Here is a 24,996-nt window from a genome sequence, read left to right as displayed (position 1 = left end):
GATGTTTATCTTTGCTGTCCCTTAAACAGAAAATGAAGAGATTAATCCTTTTTACTGCCTTAATAGTATCCCTATTTTCGTCTGCTCAAAATATAACAGTAGATAGTCAAACATATACAGCACAAGAACTCATAGAAAATATTTTAATTGATAGTGATTGTATTGAAAATGTTATTGTTACTAATATAGTAGGTGGCGATTTTGGAGGTAGTGATCAAAGTTACGGTTATTTTGATGCCGCAGGAACTACATTTCCTTTTGAAAGCGGTATTGTTCTCAGCACTGGAAGGCTTTTAAATGTACCTGGACCAAATACAAGTTTAAGTGATGATGACGCTACAAATTGGGTTGGCGATAATGATTTAGAAAATGCACTCGCTGAAACAGGGACACTAAATGCAACTATATTAGAGTTTGAATTTACCTCAGTTGCCACACAAGTAAGTTTCAATTATATTTTTGCCTCTGAAGAATATCAAGAAAATAATTCTAACACCTGTTTATTCTCAGATTTATTTGGTTTTTTAATACGACCAGCTAGTAGTCAAGGCGCTTATGAAAATATTGCATTAGTACCAAATACCAATACACCAGTAAAGGTAACTACTGTAACACCTGGTGTACCTGGCGACTGCCCTCCTACTAACGAAACTTATTTTGGTAGTTTTAATGGTTCAGATGCACCTATTAATTTTAATGGGCAGACTGATGTATTGACAGCTACAGCTAATATTATTCCAAATGAAACCTACCATGTAAAATTAGTAATTGCCGATGAACACAACTTTAGATATGATTCTGCCGTATTTTTAGAAGCGAGTAGTTTTGAGTTATCTTCAGATTTAGGTCCTAATTTACTTATTGAAACTAGCAATGCCCTTTGTGAGGGAGAAACACTAGAATTAAATGCTACTCAAGAGGGTCAAAACATTTATAATTGGTATAAAGATAATGTCTTAGTTGAAACACAATCCGGAAATTGCTTCAATTGTGGCAAATATACAATTAGCGAAGCTGGTACTTATAACGTAGAAGTAACTTTAGATAATGGATGCCTGTCTTACGGTGAAATTGTTATTGAATATGCGACTTTACCAATTGGATTTGATTCTGTTTTAATAGAATGTGATCTTAACCAAGACGGAATTACTACATATAACTTGTTTGATGCTGCTATAAATTTAACCAATGGTAATCAAGATAATAATGTCTCAGCTTTTTTCTTATCAGAATCTGATGCAAGTTTAAATATTAATGCAATTACAAGCCCTGAAGTTTTTCAAAATTCAACACCTTTTCAAACGGTTTATGCAAGGTTAGTAAACGATGCTAATTGTTATGCTATTGCAGAATTAGAATTACAAACCTCTAATAATATCATTGAAATTCCTAATTTAGAAAAATGTGATGGTATTGTAATAGATGGTATGGCTACTTTTAATCTTAATGATATTACAACGTCGATACAAGATCATATTCCTACTGATGCATTCGCTACATTTTACGAATCTGAAATCGATGCGATTCTAGAGAATAACCCTCTACCTACAACATATACAAATAGCGTAATAGATTCACAAACCATTTACGTAAAAGTGAATAGCAATAGCCAATGTTATAGTATTTCTACAGTAAATTTAAATGTGTTATATACACCTATTCTAGAAGAAGATGAAACGGTATTCTATTGTATAAATGAAGGGCAAGTACCACTAACTATTTATGGTGGTGTACTCAACGATTTACCTAATAATTATTATTACGAATGGCTATTTAATGGCGTAATTACAGATATTGACACATTATTTTATGATGTTACTGAACCTGGTGTATATACAGTTGTTGTTACAGATCCTAATGGCTGTTCTTCTAGCAGAACAATTACAGTTTCACAATCTCAAATAGGCAGTATTGAAAGTGTAGATATTGAAGGTATAGCTCCAAATAACACCATTTCAATTTCTATTTCGGGAACAGGAGACTATGAAGTGTCATTAGATGATCCTGATGGTTTGTATTACGATGACAATCTTGTATTTTCTAATGTCTCACAAGGGTTTCACACCATTTATATTAAGGATAAAAATGGCTGTGGTATTACAGAGGAAACTATTTCCGTCTTAGGATTTCCAAAATTCTTTACACCAAATGGTGATGATGATAATCCTGTATGGAAAGCTTTTGGCTCAGAACAGCAGTTTCAACTTATCTCTTCAATTGAAATATACAATAGATACGGTAAGTTAATTACGCAACAAGTTACTTCTTTAGACGGTTGGGATGGTACTTTTAAGGGAAATGAAGTACCTAGTGATGATTATTGGTATATCGCTAATTTTGTTGATGGCTCAACTTATACAGGTCATTTTGCGTTAAAACGCTAATTAAAGATAAGTATTTCTGGCATCTATATACAACTTACCACAAAATGAAAAATAAAAATTTAAAGAGGAGAATTAAAAAAATAGAAAATTTAGTTTACTTGATTTTAGGCTATTTGATTATAGATTTAATTTATCCATACGTCGTATACATATTTTCCTAAAAGAGCGATTAGCATCCCAACTATCATATATACAATTTTTTCAGAGTGTCGATTTTTTAAAATGTTTTTTATCTTATATTTTAATACCTCATTCCATTCGGCTTTTTCATATTTATGACCAGAAGTTCTACCTCTTGTCTGGGTCAATAAATTATAGTAATCCACTTCCTTAACTGGTACATAATCATAATTACCTTTATCGAGATACACTCTTTTAATGAGAATATTTTTGTTAGATTTTTTAGGTTTTCTTTTCATAATATGATTAGTAAGTCACGTTAACGAGAAGCAATAGCAAACAGAACCGCAACTATAACTATAAGTGCGAACAAAAACATTTCGTGTTTGTCGTTTTCCTTACTCATACCTCTAAGTTAGAATATTTATCCAGATTATGACCGTATTTAAAAGCCGTAACATCCGTAATAACATTATGCTTGGAATCGTAGTGAACCTCTACAAAGAATTTATCTATTGCGTAGCAGTTTATTTTAACATCCTTAGTTACATAATTATCTAGGAACATACCCTTATCCCAAACGGTGGCTTGTTTTTCTTCTAGTGTTAGTATGTTGAAGTCGTAGAGTGTCATAATTTTATAAATCTATCAAAAAAGCACCATATCCACAAGAAAGGTCTTGACAAGGTGGACGACCTATTATAAAATTATTATATTTGTAAAATGAAAAAACGTCAATGTTCATAGCATTGACGTTTCCGACTTTAAGCTAAAAGCCCTATCTTAATGAGAGACGGCACACTTTTTAACAGTTGGTCTATTGCTCTCTAATGATGAGAGACTTGGTAAATAAAAGAGGTTGAGTATACTAAACTCGATTTAGGAATGGCGAATGAAACCATCTTCAACCCCTCTTTCACTTGGTATTTTAAGCATCCTTTTAGGGTGCTTTTATTTTGTTATAAATTAAATAAGTCTTTTTCATTACTTGACTTAAATTTCTTACCAGTATTATTCACAATATCTAAAGAATACTCATACCCTCTCTTTATTGTTCCATCCTTGTCAACCCATTTTTTACTCCCCCAAAAACTTTTTTTAGGACTTCCTTTGTGTTTTATATTTACAATATCCCCTGTTGCCTTGTATGCTCTTAAAGAATTATTGTTACTAATGAGTCTAGCTAAATCTCTTTCCTCTTCGTATGAGCTTTTCTTGTCCTCTAATCTAAATATGATTTGAGCAACTTCTCTAAAATGTAAAAACCTATTCTCTTTCTTTAATATGTAAAGGAATTTATTTTTTAAATTCCATTTATCGTTGTATTCAGAAAATTTTTGTTTAAAATTATTTGATATTAAGATATTGTCTTTAACTATATTATCATCAGTTTTAGTATCTGATAGTGTTTCATTATCTCCTATAATTTTCAATGCAAAGTCATAAGCCTCTTTTAATTCCTTTGCTAATGAAACAATAGACTCTGTTTGTCCTACAGAATTTAAAGTTTCTATTGTGGATATTAATTTATTTACTTGCATAATAATTGCGTATTTGTTATATTTGCTCTATAAAAAAGGTATCGTATAAGGAATTGAACCTTATTTCTCCATTAAATCAGAATGGGGTTTTAACCAATAAACTAACGATTCTTGTAAAATTAAAAAGGGTGTTTATTTGCTTGGCGGCGATGACACCTTTTTTATTTCTTCAAAAATAAGGAATAATTTTTAATATACAGCAAAGAAAACTACACAAAAAAACTACACAAAGCATAAGCTTAAAATCAACTAGCTATGTATATGCAAATTCACTCGATTTATTTGACTTATAATAAGTTAAAAGTCGCTAATTACACTATCTTAAATACTGATAATATGTTAATAAGTTTGTTTTAGTGATGCTTAACCTTGTGAATTGAGTAGTTATTTATTGTAATAGGAAAATTCTTTTTTCTAATTAAAGTCCAATAACTCGGAAAATCCTCATCTTCCATAAAATCGCAAACCTTTTTTAGATTTCCGAATGTTCCCAAAACCTCACAATCTTTTAATAAGACGTAGGACATTTTGTTTTCTTGCTGTTCTTTGTATGTAGTCATGCTGCAAAACTACAAAAAAACTCGAGAATAATTGCATAATTATTTGGTATTACAAAAATAATCGAATATATTTGTATATATCAAACTAAACAACCATGAATTTCAAATCACTACCACAGCTTTTAGATTACTTTAAAGAGGAAAGTACTTGTAAAGAATATTACGAGACTATCCGTTGGAATGGCGACGTTGCTTGTCCTCATTGTGGATGCGTTAAAGCATATAGAACTAAAAGAGGTTTTAGATGTAGTGATAAAGACTGCAAAAAGGATTTTACTGTAACGACTGGAACTATATTCCATAATTCAAATATCCCTTTAAGAATATGGTTCGCAGCGATATTTTTAGCTACAACACATAAAAAAGGTATCAGTTCGGTTCAATTGGCTTTAGATTTAGGTATAACTCAAAAATCAGCTTGGCACGTATTACACCGAATTAGAGAAATGCTAAGAGAAAAGTCTCCGCAAATGTTAGGAGAGAGTAAAACGTTAGAAACTGATGCAACATATATTGGTGGTAAAGAGCGTAATAAACATTATAATAAGAAACGTTCAAAAGAGAATTTGAGTTTAACCAATGAAGGTAAGGTATATAAGCCAAAGAAAACTATTATTGGTATTATCGAGCGTAACGGAAAAGTAGCTTTAAGACATGTAAGCGGAGAGACTACTCAAAATATGGTAGATTTTGTGACGACACACGTTCCGCAAGATGCAACTATATATTCTGATGAAGCACCTGCATACAATCAATTAAAGCGTTTTTACACGCATGATAACGTTAAGCATGCGCTTAATATTTATGTTGAAGGTAACGTTCACACGAATACTATAGAGGGTTTTTGGTCTGTTTTAAAGCGTGGTTTTTACGGAATATACCACCAAGTAAGCGATAAGCATTTGGAGCGTTATTTAGACGAGTATAGCGCACGTTTTAATACTAGAACTTTGACAAGTCAAGAACGTTTTGAGAAGTTTTTGGTTGATACTGAAAGTACATTAAGTTATAAACGACTAATTAAATAGTTTAATGTATGTCATTCGTCGATTAAATGTTTATAACATGTTTACAAAACAAGTTATTGTTATAAAAAATATGCGTTTCAACTGGTTTTTTATACATTTAAAGGATAATTTAGTTGTTTGTGTGGTATAAAAGATATATATTTGCAGTGCTCATCTTACCGCTCATAGGAAGATAGAGTTTCGAGGCTCGATACATCAAGATATGTACCGAGCCTTGCGGTTTTATAACAATTCTTTTAACTGATTTTTCATTTTATTTTTCATTTGTTTTAACCCATATTTTTTATTAAGATAATACGCTGTAACAAGGTAATAATCTAATCCCGAATCTTGAGGTTCTAATACAACAACATATTTTTGAGTTGTATTTAGTATATATGTTCTAGGTACGTTTTTTCTTTTTTTAACATCTCTCTCCATTACAGAAAAAAGATAAACAGAATCTTTAATTTTCACTTCTATGTGCGGTTTTATCCAATGTAGACGGTGCGACCGATCTTTCTCAAATACACGCTTCTTTATAGTTTTACCATCTTTATCTTTAAAAAAATAATCTTCTGTTGTTAGATGATGAAATACTGTACTTAGATCAATTTCTCCATCAACTTTAGTAGGTCTAATAACTTTATTATTAAATGTAAAGTTGTCATTATCTGTAATATCTTTATCAAAAACAGCTCTAAGTGATTTTTTTCTATCGTATTCACTGTAATGCATTATTTCTAATAAGTCTGAATATATTTTTATTAAATTGTGCGGCATACTCTTAGCTTAAATCTATATAAAATAGGTTAATCTTATCCGCTTCTCTAGGTGTAGATTCTCTTAGGTTTATTTTAGCATTAGACTGCATTTTTTCTATGATTCTATTTTTTGCAGTAACTTTATTTAAACCTCTTATATGGTAATTAATAGCACCCATCATAACATCAGATATTTGCATCAAATAACTTTCGTAAGATTTTATGAATTGAATGTTTCTCACATTACTCTTAGCGTTAAGCATATCTTTAAGTCTTACTAGCTTCTCTTGACTACGTGTATCTTTAATATCTAAATAAAGATTATAACAATATTTAGCATGCATTTTTTGTGCTATCAATTGATAATACATCCTAAAATAGAAGTCATTATAAGTAAACCCCTCACGTGATTCATCTATTTGACTTTTATCGACAACTATCGCTCTAAAACTCAGGTCTGTTGCAAAGAAATAATCAATTACATCAGCATAGAACTCAGCATTAGATTTTGAAATTTTAGACCATTTCATCTCTCCAGACAAATTGTGTCTATCTTTTAAAAGTTTTATATATGCTTTATGCTGTTTTATTTGAGGGTAAGCGCAATTTATATATGATATAATCATATATGGTTTTTCGTCATACTGCAAATGTGTACTCTCGTCGCAGTAAAGATTAAACGTTTTATTCATTATAATTAAAGTTGAGTAACAAAACTACTAAGAAACAAGTAATTAACTATGCAAAATTCACTTGCATAATTAGTTTTATTTTCTCATGTTTAACTATCTTTGCGTAATGAGCAAACAAGACAAAAAGCCAACCGATAAAAAAGGTAGCTTAAAAATAAAAGGCACATTAGACAGCGTTCTAAGTGTATCAGTTCCTAAACCTAAAGAAAAGGATAAGGACAATAAATAGCATCGGTATTGACCGTGAGTTAGGGTTAAACCCAATTGAGCAAACATTAACTAGTGCGACACGTTATTTGATATAAGAATTACCTTTAATTTGATTATTTCGGCAAGATGCTCATGCTCTGTAATTCCGAAAAGGTGGAATTTCAATCGTGGATTAAAGGGCTTACTTTCCAAAAAAAAGCGAATCTCGCTAACATAAAAAAACTTTTCAAAACTGTGGTAAATTGTATATAGATGCCGTATTTCTTCATATTTTAAATTAAAGTGCCATTTCTCATAGTTTTATAAGGTATGTAACATTTTTTGTTACATATCAACGAGCGTTAAGTAACTGACATTCTTAATATTGCTGAATTATAATTCATTAAAAACGATTTTATTTCAATAAAAATTCGTAACATAGATTCAAGAATTTTTTAAACATAATTATCGTTTAAATTGATCAATCTAACCAATACAATTGAACACTATGAAGTATCATTTTCTTTTATGCTTGTTCCTATTTCAATATGCTTCTTTTGCTCAGTCAGAGAATAGTGTAAAAGAATTATCTAAAAAAGATTCAATAACGTATTTAAAATTAAAGCAACAATTTGCAAAACATATTAATCCTAATCCTGATAGCTCATTAGTATATGCGTCTAAAATTAAAGCCTTTGGTTTAGAAAAAAACTATTCAGTTGGGATAGTTGAAGCGCCATATTTTAAGGCCTATTATTTCAGAAGAATGCAAAAGTTAGATTCCGCAATATTTTATTTCAATTTATCATCAAAATTAGCAAAGGAACATAATTATTTAAGAGGAATTGCGCTATCGCAAAATGGGCTATGTAGAATACATTATTTTTTAGGTGAAACGGAAAATGCTGTAGATGCCTGCACTAATTGTTTAGATGTCGCCATAGAGATGAACGATCTACCCATTATAACAGATACGTATACTGCCTTAGGAAATACCTATAGAAGGCACAATGATATGAATATGGCCATTTCATATTATTTAAAAGCCGATTCTATACATAGCGTTGAACCGCAAAGACCAGATATAATTGCGGCGACATACCAAAGCTTAGGAACCATTTATGAAGATCTGAAAGATTACGACACGTCTATAACATATTTTAAAAAAGCCAATGATGAATTTAAAAAAATTCCAGCAGATGTTACATTTTATTTAAACACAACAGATTTACATTTGGGTTCAGCCTATTACCACAAAGGAGATCTAGCATTAGCAGATAGCATATTACAAAAAACCTACTCTTATTTTAAAGGCATAAAAGAAGACGTTTCAGTTGCAAAAATAAGCACATATTTAGGTTTAATACGAATAAAAAAAGGCGATTTAGACGCAGCTGAGCGTTACTTAAATGAGGGTTTTCAGTTGCATAAAGACAAAAAATACAGTTATGAAACTGCAGAGGCAACCCTTGAACTTGGTAAATTATATATCAGCAAAAATGAACCTAAAAAATCCATTTATTATTTAACTGAATTACTTCAGAATTATGAGGATTATGACAATAGGTCATTGCAACAAAAAACGTTAAAAAGTCTCTCTGAAGCCTACGCCTTAAATAACAACTACTCATTAGCGTATAACACATTAAATAAAACTTATAAGCTGAAAGACTCTCTTAACAATGTTCAAAATATTGCTTCCATTAGTGAAATTGACTCTAAATATCAAACTGAGAAAAAAGAGCAACAAATCACATTATTAAAATCTCAGAATGAAACGGTGGAACAGCAGAAACTGAATCAACGAAACTTACTTTTAGGTGGCTTAGGCATTATGTCTATCGCTGGTCTATTTTTTTATATCCTTTATCGCAACCGACAAAGAACCAACACTAAATTAAAAGAAATTGATGCCTTAAAATCTAATTTCTTTACTAATATTTCTCATGAATTTAGAACGCCATTAACACTGATATCGAGTCCTATTGAAGACACGCTGTTGGATGAAACCATATCAGACCAAAAAAGACAACAATTCACTATTGCCAAACAAAATTCTGAGCGGCTTTTAGAACTCGTTAACCAACTCTTAGATTTATCTAAAATTGATGATGGTCAACTAAAATTGCAAATCCAACAAGGCAATGTAACGCAACTAATCTCTGCTTTAAGTGAGTCATTTACCTATTATGCAACTCAAAAAAACATTTCTTATATTATTGATATTATACCCTCTAATGATACAGGATGGTTTGATAAAGATGCTGTTGAAAAAATCACAATTAACTTACTTTCTAATGCCTTAAAATACACACCAGAAAATGGTAAGGTCACATGCGAAGTCTACACAAAGAACGATACCTTATTTTTTAAAATTTCAAATACAGGAAAAGGATTAACACCTTATGAACTCAATAATATTTTTGAACGTTTTTACCAAACCGATGGACAAAACCAAGGTTCTGGTATCGGTTTGGCTCTAGTAAAAGAATTGGTAGAATTACATAAAGGTTCTATTGAAGTAAAAAGCGAACCAAATAAAGAAACTATCTTTTTTGTAAGTCTTAATCTAAACAAAAACATGTTTAGTAAAAATACCATTGTCGTTAATCCTAATAATGAAAATATAAAAGATGTAACATTACATTATAACACCAACATTGATAGCGAAGCTAAAATCACTGATAGTGAATTACCAATTTTATTAATAGTAGAAGACAATGATGATTTAAGAAATTTATTGAAACAAACTTTTAAAAACAATTATAATGTTATTACCGCAGCCAATGGTAATTTGGGTGTAGAATTGGCCTTAGAGGATATACCAGATTTAGTGATTTCTGATATAATGATGCCAGAAAAAAATGGGATTGAACTTACAACAGAGCTCAAAACCAATGAACTAACAGCGCATATCCCAATTATATTACTCACAGCAAAAGCAAATATAGAAAGCCAATTTACTGGAATTGATGTTGGTGCAGATGACTACATTACCAAACCTTTTGATAAAAAATTATTAATCTTAAAGGTTGAAAAACTAATAGAATCAAGACGACAATTACAACTACGCTATAGTCAAGAGTTAGTTCTACTTCCAAAAGACATTGCTTTTACTAATTTAGATGAAAAATTTCTGAATAAAGTACAAGCTGCTCTAGATGAGAACCTCGTTGAACCTTCATTTAATGTCTCAGAATTTTCAGAAGCTGTTGGTATGAGTCGTATGCAATTACACCGAAAATTAAAAGCATTAACTGGCTTAACGGCTTCAGAGTTTATTCGTTCACAACGCCTTAAGCTTGCTACTCAACTTCTAAAAAACTCAGACATCAATATGTCTCAAATTGGTTACTCTGTAGGTTTTAATGACCATTCTTATTTTACAAAATGCTTTAAAGAAGCTTATAATTGTACGCCATCTGAGTTTGCAAAACGCAACTAGAATACGAATTTACATATCATAATTCAGCTCACATCTCTTACTAACACTAGCATGTTACAATATTCATAATACTTGTTACATTTCTTATAGAGTTAAAAGAGCCTTCCTCCTAGCTTTGTAGTGTATGAAAAAAAAACGTACATCCTTACAAGGCAAGCTTGATCAAATTCCTACTAACACAATCTACCTTAATATTAATTATTTACAGCCTGGAACTTATGTATTAAAAATAATGCATAAAAATAAAGTGATACAAAAAACAACCTTTAAAAAATAAAGTTGCAAATCATGTTTAACACAATCTATAAATATAAAACCATGAAAACCTTCAAACTATTAATAGTCTTCATTCTATTCTTAACATCTTGTAACGATGACAAAAAAACATCTTCAGAAACGGAAAAGATAACAGAAAAAGAACCAACAGAAATAGCAAGTACGGCAAAAACTGCTAAAAAAAAACCAGATACTAATGGTACTTTTCTTTGCAAAATAAACGGTAAAGACTGGAGCTATACCAAAACGTCAGGTATTGTAGATACACATCCAAAAACTAAAAAACGAACGGCAATTATTACATTTAAAAAAAAGCTAGATAAAGGCTCAGAAAGTGTGCAACTTTTTTACGATGGCGACAACTATCAATTGGAAAAAGCCACAGCCATTCTTAAAACTCCAAAAAAAGGAGGAGGAACAATGAGCGCCATGTATCAGTTACTTAATGAAGGAGGCAAACGTTTGCCTGACAGTAAAATCTCAGGAACCCTAGATTTATCTAATTCTAAAGGAGCAACAGGAACCGCTGAGGTCACAAATATGAAAATCAGGTTTGAGGAAGGTCAATTAGAAGACCAATCTATGGCTATTGTGTCTTTTTCTCCATTAAATTTTAGTGGAATTGGATACTCAGATCTTCATAAAGTATTTGGTAATAAATAAAAAACTATAACACTATGAAAACTTTAATCACACTAATCTTATTAATTTTTAGCCATATTGTTTTTGCACAACTTACTGACCCTTTTGGCAAGATTATTACACATGAGATTAAGCTAAATAAACTAGATAATGGCATGTATTCTGGAGCTATTGAGTGGACTACTGGAAGTTTAGATTCTTTACAAAAATTCATCATTAATGACTTAGATATTAAAGCTCCGGTTATGGTCTCAATTATCTCAAAAGCACCAGATCACAATATTGATTTAAGTTTTCATAAAGAAAACTGGGAAAAGGTAGAATCAAAAATTTCAACTGACGGCGAAAAATATGCAACTAAAACCTTTAGAACCATGGGTTCAACAGGATTAGGAATCAGTTCTAAAGTAGCAGGTATCCCATACTTGATAACTGTAAAAGTTGGTCTACAATTTCCTTCAACCCAATCTTTAATTCGTATTACAGATGATAAAGAAGAGTACACCCAACACATGCGAAAATTAGGTTATATGGGTCAACTATTTAATGAAGATGGCTCTACGTCTTCCAACACTGAAAGTGCATCCACAAATAACTCAAACTCTAATATCGACAATACATTAATGTACGTTATAATTGGTCTGCTGGCTATCATCGCAATACTTTTTGCCATATTTATTTTGAAAAACAAACCTTCGAAAGTGACTATGCTTTTAATAATTTCATTAGGTTTTACACAGATAGTAATTTCTCAAGGATCTATACCTCATAATATACCACCATCAAATATGGAGTCCGTCTTTGTAGACTATCAGTCTACTAATGTAGAAAATCAGGTCCCAGTAGATTATAACAACCCTGGAGTAAGGCCTGCTACAGATCGAACTGCATATGTTAGCAACGATGGAGGTCAAACCTATCAACCTGTTCAATTGAATCCTAATCAAGGCTCAATTGAATTATCAGGCGATGAAGTTGCAGAAATTCAGAGAGGAATGGATGAGAATAGTGAAGAATTTAATAATAATTATGGAGAAAACAGTCCTGGAAAAAAGACTAACGGAGATACAAGAACACTACCTACTGATATAACTGAAGAAGAATTAGAAGAACTAATAAGGCGCATAGAACAATTAGAACTAGAGGTAGATTTACTTTCCGAAAGAGATCAAGAAAGCCAAGAAACTCATAATGATGGTCTTCAAATTCTACAATATTGCGAACAAATTCCTGATTGTCAATCTTGTATTGATGAAGCTTATCAAAAATATTTAGCACATTATAGTCATTACCAATTTCTTCAAAAATATTATTTAAAAAAAGCTACAGAACTAAATGATTGGATAGCATGGGGAAATAGTAGAGCAAGTTTACCAGGAGGTGGAGGACTCGGATGGAATGGTAAATTAATAAGAGATGTAAGACCTGCTATGGATAAATTAAAAAACGAATATGATAAGAAGTTCGATTACTACATAAAACAAATGGAAAGAGATTTAAGACTAATTAAATCTTGCTATACAGGAGATCGCGATAGGTTTCCCAGCATAGGAGCGTATGAGGCTCAAGTGGGTCAAGTTATATTCATACTTAAAGCAGCTAGAATAACCAAATAATTTACATTATGAAAAAATCACTCCTTCTTATATTACTTTTAAGTATAATTTATACTTGCGGTAAAAAATCCAGTGACACTAATAAATCTAGCACCAATTTGAGCCCACATTCCGAAACGAATTCAGGTTCTAAAGCTGTTAAAAACGAAGATAAAAACACTGTAAATGAAAATTCCAATTCTGAAATCAGCAACCTTCTAAACATGAGTAAAGGCTTACTAGAAGGATCAGACAAAAACAATAATACTGATTTAGAATTTGATACTAACGCCTTGTTAGATATGTTAGAACAAAGTGGTGTATCGCGTGAGTCAATGGAGCAACTTATTAATAATCCAGATAGTCTTAAAATTCTTGCGCAACAAGCCAGGAAAGAACGACAAGCGGCTAACGATGACAAAATAGTTCTAAAAGGAAAAATTTCAAAAGAACAACTAAGTTCAAAACAAACGTCAACTGGTATATCATTAGAAAAAGCTATTTTAATGGTACAAGCAGAATCTGGTCCTGAAGCTACTATGGCGAAATTAAAAAAGATTGATTCCTTAGCTGGCACCAATGTTATGTCTCAACTCGACATCACAGAAGCTGGCTATGTTATGAGTGATGTTGAACGTAAAAATGAAGTTAAAGCAAGTGCAAACGAATTAGAGAAAATAAAAAAACTTAGTGATAAAGCTGGGCAAATGCATAGCGAAAAAGAATCTAAAGAACTCCTTGCAGAATTAGAAGCTACAGAAAAAGCTATCGCTTCAGGAACGTTGAAGGCAAGTCCTCAATACCAACGTGTTATTACGCATAAAAAGAAAATTGTTAATGTTTTTCACAAAGATATTCAACGCAAATCACAAGCTGCCAAACGAAAATTTAAACAATTAAATCCTGATCTATTTTATGGCGATGATGTTGGCGTAAGCTACGTTGGTAATCTAAAAAAAACGGTGTATTTACCTCTAGGTCCTTTGTCTTTTGCAGATGAAGTGGTAAAGGTTAATCACCCAAAACTCCTAACTCAAGACGTAAAAAATGTACTTGGAGAACCAGATGTTATTGAAACTTTTGATGATGCCACAGGCATTTATAGTCTTGGTCTTGCTGGTACACTCACAATTCGTTTTACAGACAACGCTTTGGTAGATGTCAATGGACCTGATTTGTATTTATTCGAAATTGGACAATTAGAACCTACTGAACTAGAAATCTCTAAAGATGGAAAAACTTGGATTAAAATCGGTAAGATAGATGGTGGTGTTGCTGAAGTTGACATAGGACCATTTGTTAAGCCAAATGAACTCTTTTATTATGTTAGATTCAAGGATCTAAAAGAAAAAAGTGGTGTTCCTGGAGCAGATGTAGATGCCATCGCTGCAATTGGTTCTGCGATGCGATTAAACTTAGACAGTCAGGTTTTATTTGATTCCGGAAAAAGCGAATTAAAAGCTGAAGGTATAAGCGCTTTAAAAGAATTAGTAAATAGTATCACTGTACTTAAAAAAGGAAAAGTTATTGTTGAAGGTCATACAGATGATGTCGGTAGCGAAACATCTAATAAATCACTTTCGCTTGCACGTGCCAAAAGTGTATCTAAAGCATTAAGAGCATTAATACCAAGTACGGAATTTAAGTGGCAAGAAAAAGGTCATGGAGAATCTAAACCATTGGTAAAAAATGACTCAGATAAAAACAGAAGCAAAAACAGACGTGTGGAGATATTAGTCGTACCAAATTAGATATATAATTTAAAAATCATTATCATGAAAAACAAGTTTCTATTTATGTGCATTTTAACTGCATCCATGTTTCAAACATCTCACAGTCAAAAGCTCCAGCAAAATGAGATTGAAAAATTTAAAGAGCTTTTAGATACTAATGTCGCTCCACATTTTAACGTGGAATTAAAAAATGATTCGGCCTTCTGTAAAATAGATAATCTAAACAAAACACTAGATTTAAGAGATAGTTATGAAATAGCTGAAGACAGCATTTCTAAAAAAATCAAAAAGAAGTTATCATCAGGACCACATGAAGGTCCTGTGTATTGGCAATATAATTTTCAGTCAGCAACAAACTCCTCAGTTGAGTTTAGAACCAATAAATACCAGCAATTATTTTGTACCATTCACTTTGAGAATCAAGATACTATTAGTTTAAAAAGTAGCTTAAATGCTTATACTAGTAACCATAAAACATCAGATTCTGCATTGCACAAAGTAGATTGGACAGGAGACAAATACATTAGCCTTTTACTAACACCAATAAAAATAGAGGGTCAGATTAATTTTGAACTAAAAGGTATCACTATAAGTGGAAAATTTGCACGTGCAGATTCTAATGAACTATCAAAACAATACGTTAAATCGTTGAGAAATATTCTAAAACGAGAATTTAAACTATTTTTTGAATCTAACGATATGACCCAATTAATTAATCAGAAATCTAATGATTAAATATTAAGAGTAACTCATTCGCTTTTATTACCTCATTATTTTCAATTTACGTTTCTACAACGACCTAAATAAAAATAATTTAAGTCACGCGCATTCCTTAGAGGCGTATAAAAACTTTCGTTTGTAGACTTTCATTAGATTCTATTTCCATTCAAAATTTTATAGAATCTCCATATTTATTTCCTAACAATCGATCTATTTCTAATTATTAGATTCAGTCTTGTTTTACCAAAGCCCTAATAAATAACCTGATACGTTTTTCTCATTAAAAACAGGTGTTAAAACCTAAATATCATGGCTATAAAACAACGATTATTCGTGACTATCATTGACATGTTACAATAATTACAGCATTTGTTACATCTCAAATAGACCTCTGATAATCTGATACTTAGATTTGAAGTAACAATTTTAAAGTCTTATACAAACCACAATTAAAACCAAAAATTATGAAAACAAAAACAATGTTACTATTATTATTAATGTGTGCATATATCAATGCACAATCGGTTGAAAATGACACTTTCTCAAATGGAGGTGAGTTACATAGCAATGGAACAAATTCTATTAATTCCACTATCGGAGAACCTATAGTTGGGACCATCACTAACTCTGAAACCTTACATCAAGGTTTTTGGGCAAGTACACATCTTATAAATACTTTGAGTATGTCAGAACCTATTGAGGTTGATAATGACTTAGTTATTTATCCTAATCCAGCAGAAGACATCCTTAATATTTCAATGCAGAAAATAAAAGATTACGTCTTTACCATTTATAATACTGAAGGAAAAAAAACACATCAATCAACCTCAGAGAATGTTTTAGTAAATAATCTAAATATCAAACATTTATCAGCAGGTCTTTATCTTTTGCATATTAAAGATTCTGAAACGCTAACTATAAAAACAATGAAATTCTTAAAACTATAATCATGAAAATAATTACACGCATTTTAATTATAGCAGTTCTAATTGCAACACAAATAGGACATGCACAATCAGGACAATCTTATTTCATTAATTATCAAGGTATTGCTAGAGATGCCAGCGGAGACATTCTTACCGAAGAAGCTATTACCATAGAAATAGAATTACGTTTTGGGGCACCAACCGTATCTTCGTCATATTCAGAAACACATAGTATTACCACAGATGCAGGTGGTGTATTTAATCTTAAAATTGGAGATGGTACAACAACCTTAGGCGATTATGATACTCTTGAATGGGGAGGTTTAGCTTCTTATGTAAACGTCTCATTAAACGGTACAGAAATTGGCACTACCGAAATACATGCTGTACCATACGCCATAAGCGCTGGTAATCAATTTTGGTATCCTGCAGATGGTGAAGATGATATTTCTTATGAATATGGAAATGTCGGTATTGGCACTTATGAACCAGAAGTAGATCTGCACGTTGCAGGAGACTTGCTTGTACAATCTAATGAGGGTTCGTTAAGAATTGGGTATCCAAATAATGGCGATCAATGGCGTTTAGCTACATTAAATAGTGGTGAAGACCTGTTATTTCAATCTAAAGTTTCTGGAGTGACTAACTCAAACACGAGATTTACATTAAAGCAAAATGGCCATGTTGGTATTGGCAATACGAACCCAGACGAAGAACTTGTTATTGGTGATAATTTTGGAGTTGGTTGGGGAGTTCCTGCTGCAACTATTGGTAATACTATTGGAGGTGGATTACTTGTTGGAAATACCACCACAAATTTTAGATTTGATGCTGTTTCTGGTTTTGACCGCACAAGACTTATAGCTTCAGACGCCAGTGGTTATGGGTTAGGTATTATTGAAATGCGTACACGTCAGCTAAATATTGGTACAGAACCTGGTTTTAGTGCAAATCCTTATTCGGTTCGTATTGAACAATCAAGTAATTATGGTCTGCAATTGATTAATCAAAATGATGCTAACAATAATTGGGAGTTTTACGTAGCTAATACAACTTTACAACTCTTTGCCAATGGAAGTTATGTTGGTAATTTTGATGCAACTAGCGGTAACTACAGTGCGACCTCAGACCGTCGCTTAAAAACCAATATTAATACCGCCCAAAATGTCCTTGATAAAGTGGCTCAATTAGATGCCAAAACATATAATTACAAAACCAATCTCAATAAACAATTTATAGGGTTTATAGCACAAGAAGTACAAGAACAATTTCCAGAATTAGTTACAGAAACGATCAATAGAGAGGGCGGAAAAGAAAGCACCTTCATGGTTGACTATAACCAACTTACAGTAGTTGCATTAAAAGCCATACAAGAGCAACAGCAAATTATAGAAACCCTGAAAGCACGTATTGAAGTGCTCGAAAACAAATAATAAAGTATTACTCAACCTAAGGTCTAAAAAAGCACTTAAATTAGGCCTTAGGTTTTTATGATATAAAATTCACTATTCAGTCTGTTTTATTTGCTCAAATAAAAAACAGTTATGACCTTAATTCTTTATCGTAACTTTGCATTATGCGATTTAAAATTGAGTCAGAATTTAAACCCACAGGAGATCAGCCACAAGCCATAAAAAAATTGGCAAAAGGTATCGATGATAACGAAAAGTACCAAACGCTTTTAGGTGTTACTGGTTCTGGTAAAACATTTACCGTTGCCAATGTTATTGAAGAAGTACAACGACCAACTTTGGTTTTGGCTCACAATAAAACTTTAGCTGCGCAACTTTATTCAGAATTTAAACAATTCTTTCCTGAAAATGCGGTTGAGTATTTTGTGTCTTACTACGATTATTATCAACCTGAAGCCTATATTCCTGTTTCTGGTGTTTACATAGAAAAAGATCTATCTATTAACGAGGAAATTGAAAAAATGCGGCTCAGCACCACCTCTTCCCTATTATCTGGTAGGCGTGATGTTATTGTAATCGCATCTGTTTCATGTTTATATGGTATAGGAAATCCTGTAGAGTTTCAGAAAAATGTTATTTCTATAGAGAAAGATCAAGTCATTTCACGCACCAAATTATTGCATCAATTGGTGCAAAGTCTTTACTCTAGAACAGAGGCAGAATTTAAAAACGGAAACTTTAGAATTAAAGGTGATACAGTAGATGTGTTTCCAGGTTATTCAGATCATGCGTTTAGAATTCATTTCTTTGGCGATGAAATTGAAGAAATTGAGGCCTTTGATGCTCGTAGTAATGAAATCATTGAACGTTACGACAGACTGAATATTTATCCTGCAAACATGTTTGTTACGTCTCCAGATGTTTTAAATGGTGCTATAAAAGAAATACAAGATGATTTAGTAAAACAGCATGATTACTTTAAGGAAATAGGAAAACATCTTGAAGCCAAACGGCTTAAAGAACGTACAGAATTTGATTTAGAAATGATTCGCGAATTGGGTTATTGTTCTGGTATTGAGAACTATTCCAGATACTTAGATGGACGAAATCCTGGAACAAGACCATTCTGTTTATTAGATTATTTTCCTGATGATTTTTTAATGGTTGTAGATGAAAGCCACGTAACCATATCTCAAGTTCATGCAATGTATGGAGGCGACCGAAGCAGAAAAGTTAACTTAGTTGATTACGGTTTTCGTTTACCTGCTGCTATGGATAATAGACCTTTAAAATTTGAAGAATTTGAAGCCCTTCAAAATCAAGTTATTTATGTAAGCGCAACTCCTGCAGATTACGAGCTTCAAAAATCAGATGGAATTTTTGTGGAACAAGTGATTAGGCCAACTGGTTTATTAGATCCTATTATTGAAGTAAGACCAAGCTTAAATCAAATTGATGATTTAATTGAAGAAATTCAAATTCGTGTAGAAAAAGATGAACGTACTTTAGTAACAACACTTACTAAAAGAATGGCTGAAGAATTAACCAAATATTTAACTAGGATTTCAGTAAGAACACGATATATTCATAGTGATGTAGATACTTTAGAACGTGTTGAAATTATGCAAGATTTGCGTAAAGGTGTGTTTGATGTTTTGGTTGGTGTTAATTTATTACGTGAAGGGTTAGATTTACCTGAAGTATCATTAGTTGCAATCTTAGATGCTGACAAAGAAGGTTTTCTACGTTCTGCACGTTCATTAACGCAAACCGTTGGTAGAGCTGCAAGAAATCTTGAAGGAAAAGCTATTATGTATGCTGATAAAGTAACTAAAAGTATGCAGAAAACTATTGATGAAACAGAGTATAGACGCGAAAAACAAATTGCTTATAACACTAAGCATAATCTTGTGCCAAAAGCACTTAATAAGAGTTTAGATAGTGCCTTAACTCAAAATTCTGTAAGTACATACAGAACAGAACTTGATGCACAAATAGCGGCAGAACCAGAAAGTGAATATCTTAACAAAGGCGAATTAGAAAAGAAAATAAGAGAAAAACGTAAATTAATGGAACAAGCGGCCAAAGCTTTAGACTTTTTAGAAGCTGCTCGTTTTAGAGATGAGATTACTGCTTATCAGAGTAAGCTAGAAAAATTAAAGGCCTAATACATTAACAATCAAGATTAGTCTTAATAGCTCAACATACATAATTACTCAAATTGTATAAATTCACAAACTCATTACATGAATAGTGATATAAACTTTTTATTATTTATCTCGTTAGTCGTGTTTATGATTATTTCTTGGATTTTTAATAATAAAAGAAAGAGAGGTACTGAGCAGTTTTTAAAATCTTTACAATCTGATTATCCTAACCTAATTAAGATTACTGGAAGAATAGAATTTTCGAAAATTCGCATTCTCATGGATGTTGATTTGAATATCATCTATTCAGAAGATGATTTATTAATATATGGTTTCGACTATTACAATGATAGAAACTGCCATTTTATATTTCATACAAATAGATACCAAATAGTACAAAAAGAAAACCGCGTACTACATTATTTAATAACTAATATAGATATACTAAATAATGAAAAGATTGTTTTTAAAACAAAAGACAACTATGAACTAATACTGCGCTTTCGAAACTATGGAGTAGAAAAAAAGCAACTTAAAGAAACAAAGTTTTTAAAGCTGATCAATAGCCTAAGTACTGAATTGAAAAGCTAAAAACAAGTCATATTCCCAAAATGACAACCAACTTAACTTCAAAATATGAAGGTTAAATTTTAATTATACTGCACCTTAAAGATATCAATTAAAAAATCTGGTGGTACAATTTTGTTAGGAAAACTATCCATTAAATCCAACACGCGATTAATTGACTCATGACTTAAACCCATACGTAAACCAAAGTTGTGAATTTTCACTAACTGTTTAGGAGACACCTTATGGTCTAAATTCATAAGAAGGACCAATCTATGAAATTGTACAATGCGTTCACTGTGCGATTTTAGATGCACGTAGGTTACAGGATGCTCAAAGAGGTATTCAAAATCTTCTTTTGAAATATCTAATTGTTTAGCAATACTGAATAGAAAATTATATTCAATAGATCTTATATTTTCATCTGTTTGAGCAAATGCGATCATTTCAGACAGTAGGCTCAATTTTTCAGCTCGATTTATCATGATTTTGAGGGAATAAAATTATACTGTAAAGTTACAGAGGTTGTTTATTTTATTGTCGTCGAATAACTGTATCTTGTCGAAAAATTAATTGTATTTAGTCGGCAAATAATAACGTTTATCAATTCGCTACACCTATATTAACATGAATCTGAAGCATTTATACCTCGTAATTATAGCTTTTGCACTTCAAATAACACCTGCACAAACAACTGCCTCTAAGCAAGTTAGCAAGTTTACAATTGCAGCACCTCAATTAGATACACTTAAGACAATTTGGGTGTATTTACCAAGTGACTATCAAAATTCTGAAAAAGAGTTTTCAGTAATTTACATGCACGATGCTCAAAATTTATTTGATACCGAAACAGCATATGCTGGCGAATGGGAAGTAGACGAATATATGGACACATTGGTCGAGAATAAAAGTATCATTGTTGGTATAGAACATGGAAATAACAAACGAATTGAGGAATTGACACCTTATACTAATGAAATATATGATGGCGGAAATGGTAATGCCTACTTAACATTTATAAAAAACACTTTAAAACCACACATTGATGCAACCTATAGAACTAAAACAGATGCAGAGCATACAACTATATTTGGCTCTTCTTTAGGTGGATTAATATCTTTTTATGCTGTAATTAAATACCCTGAAACTTTTGGAAAAGCTGGTGTATTCTCTCCGGCCTTTTGGATAAACCCAGAAATTTATGACTTGGTCAAAACCACTGAAATTCGAGAATCAACAAAGTTTTATTTTTTAGCAGGTACAGATGAAGGTGAAACAATGATTCCTAAGCTAGAGGAAATGCTAGAATTATTAACATCTAAAGGACTAAAACAAAATCAAATTGAAAGCCATATTATAGAAGGTGGTCAGCACAATGAAAAATTTTGGGCAGAGCATTTTGGCAAAGCTTATAATTGGCTAATTAAATAAATCAAATTATGACAAACAACGACATATTTAAAAAACTGAGAGTAGCTCACAAACTAAGAGATGATGATATTGTAAAAATATTAGAACTCGTTGACTTTAGAATTTCTAAAAGTGAGTTAAATGCACTGTTTAGAAATGAAGACCATCCTAAATTTATGGCTTGTGGCGACCAAATTCTAAGAAATTTCTTGAATGGATTAATTATTCATTTACGTGGGCCAATGCCAAAAAAGGGAGAGAAGAAAAATACAGCAAAGAAAAAGGATTGATCCTTTCTTTTAAAAAACAACCATTTTAATAGCTATAAAAAAAAGAGCAACTATCAATAGTTGCTCTTTTTAAATTCCAATACGTAATTATTTCGATTTCAAAATCTTTACAGGTATCTTAAATCTTTTGGTTTGCGCAATTTCTTTAGGTACCTTTTTGTAGTTTAAACGACTCTTAACAAAATCTTCTAATGTTGAATTTTCTGTTTCTACAGATAATACAACAATTTCGTTATTCTTGTTAATAAAAAAATACACATTAATTACCTCATCACTTTCAATGTGAAATTTTGGTTTTTCTAATAAGTCTCCTACAACCTCTGAGATAGTAGTTTTCGTAGAATTCTTGATTGGATCTGTACTTGCTACAAGTACACTACTAAACGTAATTGCTACGACTAGTAAAATAGTTTTAAAAGTTTTCATAATTGTTCGATTTATATGATTGATACTCTATAGACGACCATTAAATAAATCTGTTACAATTCTTAACGTTTTTTAACATAACAACAAGTAAACCAAAATATTAGCCAACAAAAAATGCGCCTTAGAAGGCGCATTTTTAATATAATAATAAATCTTATTATCCTTATGCAAGTACAGTCTGAACTTTATCAGCTGCCTCTTGAAATTCTGTAGCGCTCATTACATCTAAACCAGAATTGTCAATTAATTCTTTAGCAATGTCTGCATTTGTTCCTTGTAAACGAACAATGATAGGTACAGTAATGTTACCCATGTTTTTATAAGCGTCAATTACACCTTGTGCAACTCTATCACAACGCACAATACCACCGAATATGTTAATTAAGATTGCTTTTACAGCAGGATCTTTTAATATAATTTTAAATGCCGCTTCTACTCTAGCTGCATCTGCAGTACCACCAACATCTAAAAAGTTAGCTGGTTCTCCACCTGCTTGCTTAATTAAATCCATTGTTGCCATTGCTAAACCAGCACCATTTACCATACAACCAACGTTTCCGTCTAAGTCTACATAGTTTAGTCCTAAAGCTCCAGCTTCAACCTCTATTTGATTTTCTTCACGTAAGTCACGTAACTCAGCTAAATCTCTGTGTCTGTATAAAGCATTAGCATCTAATGTTACTTTAGCATCAACAGCCATTATTTTGCTATCACTTGTTTTTAAAACCGGGTTGATTTCAAATAAAGAAGCATCAGACTTATCGTAAGCTGTATATAGAGCAGTAACAAACTTTGTCATTTCTTTAAAAGCAGTACCAGATAAGCCTAAATTAAAAGCTATACGACGTGCTTGAAAAGGTAAAATCCCTGTTGAAGGATCAATTTCTTCATTGTGTATTAATTCTGGTGTCTCTTCAGCAACAGTTTCAATATCCATTCCACCTTCAGTAGAATAAACAATCATATTTCTTCCTGTAGCACGATTTAATAGCACAGAGATATAAAATTCGTCTGGCTCGCTTTCACCTGGATAATAAACATCCTCAGCAACTAATACTTGATGAACACGCTTACCTTCTGCTGAAGTTTGAGGTGTTACCAAATCCATACCTATGATTTGTCCTGCAATTTCTTCAACTTCTTTTAGGTTTTTGGCTAGTTTCACACCGCCACCTTTACCACGTCCACCTGCATGAACTTGTGCTTTTATAACATGCCAACCTGTTTCGGTTTCAGCTGTTAATTGTTTTGCTGCATCTACAGCTTCCTTAGCACTTTGGGCTACTATACCACGTTGGATACGTACTCCAAAACTGCTCAATAATTCTTTTCCTTGATATTCGTGTAAATTCATTTTTGATCAGAAGTTTATTAGTCCAACAAAAATACACATACTAAAAGTTTTTACCAATAGTTTTTAATCAATTAATCGCTTTATCGCTGAAAACGCTTTATCAACTAAATAATCTTCTACTACAATGGTAAATTCATTTGTTGTAGATACGACTTCATAAAGCGTAATATTTTCCCAAGCCAATCGCTTGAAAATTTGATAATATAATCCTACTATTTTAGAATTACCCTTTGGCAAATAAATACTTATTGCAGACAATTTTTCTTGCAACCCTATTTGTGTTTCGTTTTTAAAAGCATTTAATACACTTTCCTTTTCTGAGGTAGAAATAATAATATTGCTCTCAAACATACCTCGAGTAAATGCATAAAATATCTGGTGATTACTACTTATTTTTTCTAAAATTTGAGAATGACTATCTATTAAGGTCGTAGAATTCTGAAATGTAAAATCACTTAGATTAGAACGCACAGTAATATCTCCTAACTGATCAAATGTCTTTTTTAAACTCTGAGAATTTTTGAGATTCAGAGGTTGTTGATAGCGTCGTAAAGCCATCATTATAGCACCTTCTTTTACTGGTTTTCTTAACATTTTTGAAATTGGTTCTTTCAAATCTTTAGCTAAAGCCGAGAAATTTATGATCTCACGAGACAAGCCCTCTTCTAAGAATGGACTTTCTACTATTATCTCTTGTACACAAGATGCGATTGTTTTCATTTTGTTAATTATTTAACAATTTGTGTAAAAATACTCTTTTTTTTACATTTATATGTTTATTAAAAGGAATCATTCT

At 31.8% G+C, this 24,996-nt stretch carries 24 protein-coding genes; 14 read left to right on the top strand and 10 right to left on the bottom strand.

The features are described 5' to 3' along the window. The first annotated feature begins 32 nt into the window (after window positions 1-32). Entirely contained in the window at window positions 33-2,384 is a 2,352-nt protein-coding gene (locus tag Q0891_RS05555) for a choice-of-anchor L domain-containing protein (protein WP_299099551.1), read from the top strand. 125 nt (window positions 2,385-2,509) lie between these two features. On the opposite strand, the gene Q0891_RS05550 is transcribed toward Q0891_RS05555, so the two are convergent. From Q0891_RS05550 to Q0891_RS05535, 4 genes are all read right to left on the bottom strand, one after another. Further along, window positions 2,510-2,803 carry a hypothetical protein gene (locus Q0891_RS05550; RefSeq protein ID WP_299099549.1) on the bottom strand — a complete coding sequence of 98 codons (294 nt, stop codon included), beginning with the start codon at window positions 2,801-2,803 and terminating at the stop codon, window positions 2,510-2,512. 103 nt (window positions 2,804-2,906) lie between these two features. Continuing rightward, entirely contained in the window at window positions 2,907-3,137 is a 231-nt protein-coding gene (locus tag Q0891_RS05545; RefSeq protein WP_299099548.1) for a hypothetical protein, read from the bottom strand. Between the two features lie 326 nt (window positions 3,138-3,463). Next, window positions 3,464-4,045 carry a hypothetical protein gene (locus tag Q0891_RS05540; RefSeq protein WP_299099546.1) on the bottom strand — a complete coding sequence of 194 codons (582 nt, stop codon included), beginning with the start codon at window positions 4,043-4,045 and terminating at the stop codon, window positions 3,464-3,466. Window positions 4,046-4,398: 353 nt separating this feature from the next. Beyond that, entirely contained in the window at window positions 4,399-4,605 is a 207-nt protein-coding gene (locus Q0891_RS05535; protein WP_299099544.1) for a hypothetical protein, read from the bottom strand. A gap of 95 nt (window positions 4,606-4,700) precedes the next feature. Between Q0891_RS05535 and Q0891_RS05530 the strand changes: the two genes are divergently transcribed. Next, window positions 4,701-5,633: an IS1595 family transposase gene (locus tag Q0891_RS05530; protein ID WP_299099542.1), complete on the top strand. Its 933-nt coding sequence runs from the start codon at window positions 4,701-4,703 to the stop codon at window positions 5,631-5,633. A gap of 222 nt (window positions 5,634-5,855) precedes the next feature. Here the strand turns inward: Q0891_RS05530 and Q0891_RS05525 are convergent, their stop codons facing one another. Continuing rightward, entirely contained in the window at window positions 5,856-6,395 is a 540-nt protein-coding gene (locus Q0891_RS05525) for a hypothetical protein (protein ID WP_299099541.1), read from the bottom strand. A gap of 4 nt (window positions 6,396-6,399) precedes the next feature. Further along, window positions 6,400-7,068 carry a DUF3800 domain-containing protein gene (locus tag Q0891_RS05520; RefSeq protein WP_299099539.1) on the bottom strand — a complete coding sequence of 223 codons (669 nt, stop codon included), beginning with the start codon at window positions 7,066-7,068 and terminating at the stop codon, window positions 6,400-6,402. Window positions 7,069-7,174: 106 nt separating this feature from the next. Between Q0891_RS05520 and Q0891_RS05515 the strand changes: the two genes are divergently transcribed. From Q0891_RS05515 to Q0891_RS05470, 10 genes are all read left to right on the top strand, one after another. Beyond that, window positions 7,175-7,297, top strand: a complete 123-nt coding sequence (locus tag Q0891_RS05515; protein ID WP_299099537.1) for a hypothetical protein — start codon at window positions 7,175-7,177, stop codon at window positions 7,295-7,297. A 468-nt stretch (window positions 7,298-7,765) separates the two neighbouring features. Further along, window positions 7,766-10,702, top strand: a complete 2,937-nt coding sequence (locus tag Q0891_RS05510) for a response regulator (protein ID WP_299099535.1) — start codon at window positions 7,766-7,768, stop codon at window positions 10,700-10,702. Between the two features lie 318 nt (window positions 10,703-11,020). Then, on the top strand, window positions 11,021-11,641 hold the full coding sequence (locus tag Q0891_RS05505; protein ID WP_299099533.1) for a hypothetical protein: 621 nt from the start codon (window positions 11,021-11,023) through the stop codon (window positions 11,639-11,641). Between the two features lie 14 nt (window positions 11,642-11,655). Next, complete coding sequence (locus Q0891_RS05500; RefSeq protein ID WP_299099531.1) at window positions 11,656-13,236, top strand: hypothetical protein; 1,581 nt, start codon at window positions 11,656-11,658, stop codon at window positions 13,234-13,236. An 8-nt stretch (window positions 13,237-13,244) separates the two neighbouring features. Then, window positions 13,245-14,966, top strand: a complete 1,722-nt coding sequence (locus Q0891_RS05495) for an OmpA family protein (protein ID WP_299099529.1) — start codon at window positions 13,245-13,247, stop codon at window positions 14,964-14,966. A 24-nt stretch (window positions 14,967-14,990) separates the two neighbouring features. Then, complete coding sequence (locus tag Q0891_RS05490) at window positions 14,991-15,683, top strand: hypothetical protein (protein ID WP_299099527.1); 693 nt, start codon at window positions 14,991-14,993, stop codon at window positions 15,681-15,683. A 449-nt stretch (window positions 15,684-16,132) separates the two neighbouring features. Then, window positions 16,133-16,615 carry a T9SS type A sorting domain-containing protein gene (locus Q0891_RS05485; protein WP_299099525.1) on the top strand — a complete coding sequence of 161 codons (483 nt, stop codon included), beginning with the start codon at window positions 16,133-16,135 and terminating at the stop codon, window positions 16,613-16,615. 2 nt (window positions 16,616-16,617) lie between these two features. Next, the gene (locus Q0891_RS05480; RefSeq protein ID WP_299099523.1) at window positions 16,618-18,027 is read left to right on the top strand and encodes a tail fiber domain-containing protein; all 1,410 of its coding nucleotides are present in this window, start codon (window positions 16,618-16,620) and stop codon (window positions 18,025-18,027) included. Between the two features lie 143 nt (window positions 18,028-18,170). Beyond that, the gene (gene uvrB, locus Q0891_RS05475; protein ID WP_299099521.1) at window positions 18,171-20,174 is read left to right on the top strand and encodes an excinuclease ABC subunit UvrB; all 2,004 of its coding nucleotides are present in this window, start codon (window positions 18,171-18,173) and stop codon (window positions 20,172-20,174) included. A 78-nt stretch (window positions 20,175-20,252) separates the two neighbouring features. Continuing rightward, window positions 20,253-20,744: a hypothetical protein gene (locus Q0891_RS05470; RefSeq protein WP_299099518.1), complete on the top strand. Its 492-nt coding sequence runs from the start codon at window positions 20,253-20,255 to the stop codon at window positions 20,742-20,744. Window positions 20,745-20,803: 59 nt separating this feature from the next. Here the strand turns inward: Q0891_RS05470 and Q0891_RS05465 are convergent, their stop codons facing one another. Then, window positions 20,804-21,205 carry a hypothetical protein gene (locus tag Q0891_RS05465; protein WP_008268994.1) on the bottom strand — a complete coding sequence of 134 codons (402 nt, stop codon included), beginning with the start codon at window positions 21,203-21,205 and terminating at the stop codon, window positions 20,804-20,806. Between the two features lie 142 nt (window positions 21,206-21,347). On the opposite strand from Q0891_RS05465, the gene Q0891_RS05460 reads away from it, so the two are divergent. Together Q0891_RS05460 and Q0891_RS05455 are read left to right on the top strand one after the other, a co-directional pair. Beyond that, entirely contained in the window at window positions 21,348-22,151 is an 804-nt protein-coding gene (locus Q0891_RS05460) for an alpha/beta hydrolase-fold protein (protein WP_299099516.1), read from the top strand. Window positions 22,152-22,159: 8 nt separating this feature from the next. Next, complete coding sequence (locus tag Q0891_RS05455) at window positions 22,160-22,420, top strand: DUF1456 family protein (RefSeq protein WP_299099514.1); 261 nt, start codon at window positions 22,160-22,162, stop codon at window positions 22,418-22,420. 87 nt (window positions 22,421-22,507) lie between these two features. Here the strand turns inward: Q0891_RS05455 and Q0891_RS05450 are convergent, their stop codons facing one another. From Q0891_RS05450 to Q0891_RS05440, 3 genes are all read right to left on the bottom strand, one after another. Beyond that, window positions 22,508-22,846, bottom strand: a complete 339-nt coding sequence (locus tag Q0891_RS05450) for a hypothetical protein (RefSeq protein WP_299099512.1) — start codon at window positions 22,844-22,846, stop codon at window positions 22,508-22,510. A 163-nt stretch (window positions 22,847-23,009) separates the two neighbouring features. After that, window positions 23,010-24,200, bottom strand: a complete 1,191-nt coding sequence (sucC, locus tag Q0891_RS05445; protein WP_299099509.1) for an ADP-forming succinate--CoA ligase subunit beta — start codon at window positions 24,198-24,200, stop codon at window positions 23,010-23,012. Window positions 24,201-24,263: 63 nt separating this feature from the next. Continuing rightward, window positions 24,264-24,920 carry a hypothetical protein gene (locus Q0891_RS05440; protein WP_299099506.1) on the bottom strand — a complete coding sequence of 219 codons (657 nt, stop codon included), beginning with the start codon at window positions 24,918-24,920 and terminating at the stop codon, window positions 24,264-24,266. Between the last annotated feature and the right edge of the window lie 76 nt (window positions 24,921-24,996).

This window comes from uncultured Winogradskyella sp., assembly GCF_947498005.1.
Classification (GTDB): domain Bacteria; phylum Bacteroidota; class Bacteroidia; order Flavobacteriales; family Flavobacteriaceae; genus Winogradskyella.
The sequence above is the reverse complement of the archived record's forward strand: the minus strand, read 5'-3'. Positions and strand labels throughout refer to the sequence as shown.